2 protein-coding genes are annotated in these 2,358 nt (G+C 30.9%); both read left to right on the plus strand.

Features of this window, described 5'->3' with window-relative positions; all coding sequences use genetic code 11:
- Positions 1-330 precede the first annotated feature (330 nt).
- Positions 331-1,224 (plus strand): efflux RND transporter periplasmic adaptor subunit, encoded by an 894-nt coding sequence (locus tag KA858_RS10195; RefSeq protein ID WP_348634758.1) that lies wholly within the window; start codon positions 331-333, stop codon positions 1,222-1,224.
- Positions 1,225-1,547: 323 nt separating this feature from the next.
- Positions 1,548-1,922 (plus strand): global transcriptional regulator SarA, encoded by a 375-nt coding sequence (gene sarA / locus KA858_RS10200; protein WP_053030732.1) that lies wholly within the window; start codon positions 1,548-1,550, stop codon positions 1,920-1,922.
- The last annotated feature ends 436 nt before the right edge of the window (positions 1,923-2,358 follow it).

The raw sequence follows: 2,358 nt of genomic DNA on the forward strand, positions 1-2,358 counted from the left end.
TCTTTTTAAATTCGTTGTCCACTCCCAGCTTGCTTTGTTTGTAGAATTTCTTGATGAAATTCTCTTTGCTGGGGCCCCGACTCCCAACTTGCTTTGCTAGTAGAATTTCTTAGTGAAATTCTCTTTGTTGGGGCCCCGCCCGCAAGGGTGACTAGAACTGAGAAAAGTTTGAATTAAGCGCCTTCTCAGTTCAGTCAGCTACTGCGAATTTGCAAAATAGCTTCATTATATTATTTTTGTCACAGCCTCATCACCATTGTATAATCATTGTATAACAACTTTATAGAGGTGATTTTACTGAAGACATTTTTTACCCCATTAAAACTTTTAGTGACTGCACTTATCCTCCTGATTATCTCCTTCGGCTATTATATTTATTCAAAAATACCTAACGAACCAGACACTTCAAAAATAGAAACGCTCACTGCCAAACCTCAATATTCTCTTTCTTTTACTGGTGAACAGCAATCTCAAGAAAGCTTCACTTTATATTTCAATCCTTCTTTAGGCAATGTTGCCTCTTTATTTGTTAAAAATGGTGAAACCATTCATTCTGATGCACCTTTGATAGACTATTATAACCCTATTCTCGAGAAAATGATTGTCTCTAAAAAGAAAGCTTTAGCTTCTCTTCTCAACCAATCACCGAAACCATCAGGCGGACAACACATAGCGCTTAACACACAAATACTTGAACTTCAAAATCGGCTACAAACACGTATTCATTCCCCTATTCATGGCAAAGTAACCGTCTTAGATTCACATCCTTCTAAATTAAATACAAAAATAATGCAAATTAATAGCGAAAAACATATTATTCGTGCTAATATAACTGAATCCCAATTAGATCAAATTAAAATAAACCAAGAGGTAAATGTTACAACAAAGCACGCTAAATTATTCACTGGTAAAATTTTATCTATTTCTCAAATTCCTCACAAAGTGGAAAAAGGAGAATCCATTTATCAAGTAGATATTTCCACCCAAGATCATTACCCACTTGGTCGTCATTTCGATATTGATGTTGGAAGTTCTAAAATAGAACTACCTACAAATTCAATATTTGAAAATGATTATGTTTTAATTACACAAAACAACAAAATTATTAAAAGAAGAATAGAATATACTAAGAGCCCCAAAAATGGGTATATTATGGTATCTAAAGGATTAAACTTTGGGGATAAAGTTATCGTACACCCTTCATCCTCACTTCTATCCTATTAACCATAAGTTTTTCACAATAAGCTATTCGGAATAAATTTTATTATATAGAGTGAAATAATAATTTTTCTTAATTAATTGATTTTTATCAATTGCTTTGAAATTCAAACAAAGAATATAATAATCAAAATATTGTTTTATTAAGTACTTTTTTGTTTACTTCTTAATTCCATTTAGTTATAATTAACTAAATAATATAGCATTAAATTAATTTAATAAAATTCTTTTAATCTAAATTATTTAAGTATTTTTAACTATTATAGGACGTTATATATAATTTAACGGGCAAAATAGAAAAAGCGCACATAAATTGGGGAGGTTTCAAAATGGCAATTTCAAAAATCAATGATTGCTTCGAGTTATTAGCAATGATCACATACGCAGATAAATTAAAAAATATCATCAAAAAAGAATTTTCAATTAGTTTTGAAGAGTTCGCCGTTTTAACATACATTAGTCAAAGTAAAGAAGATGAATATTATTTAAAAGATATTATTAATCACTTAAATTACAAACAACCACAAGTAGTTAAAGCAGTGAAAAATTTATCTCAAGAAGATTACTTTGATAAAAAACGTAATGAACATGATGAAAGAACTGTATTAATCCTTGTTAATAGTACACAACGTAAAAAAATCGATTCATTATTAAATAAAGTAAATACACGTATTGAAGAAGCTAACAAAGAAACTGATTTATAATTTCTTTGTGGCTTTTCTAATTCTATTTGTTTTTGATATACACTTAAAAATATGGAATTGTATTTCCAGAGAAATACAGTCTGGGACATAAATTATATAGTAATGCTAATTATCAAATTCGCAGTAGCTGACTGAACTGAGAAGGCGCTTAAATCAAGCTTTTCTCAGTTCTAGTCATCCATGCGGAGGTGGGCGGGGCCCCAACACAAAAAATCACGAAAGTGATTTTACAAGCTAAGCAAGTTGGGGTCGGGGCCCCAGCAAAGAGAATTTCATCAAGAAATTCTACAAACAAAGCAAGCTGGGAGTGGACGACGAATTCAAAAGAATTCTGTCCCGCTCCCTTATTCCTACGATTAGTCAAGTACTTATCATTAAAATAAGCATTACTTAACTAAACCGTTCAATTTGAATTTTTTGAATAAGGTGTTAAACT

It is taken from the genome of Staphylococcus sp. GDX8P80P, assembly GCF_017893095.1.
Classification (GTDB): Bacteria; Bacillota; Bacilli; order Staphylococcales; family Staphylococcaceae; genus Staphylococcus; species Staphylococcus borealis.

Bases quoted from the DNA above. Each gene is read 5' to 3' on its own strand.
- sarA (WP_053030732.1), top strand. From the start codon at position 1,548: ATGGCAATTTCAAAAATCAATGATTGCTTCGAGTTATTAGCAATGATC.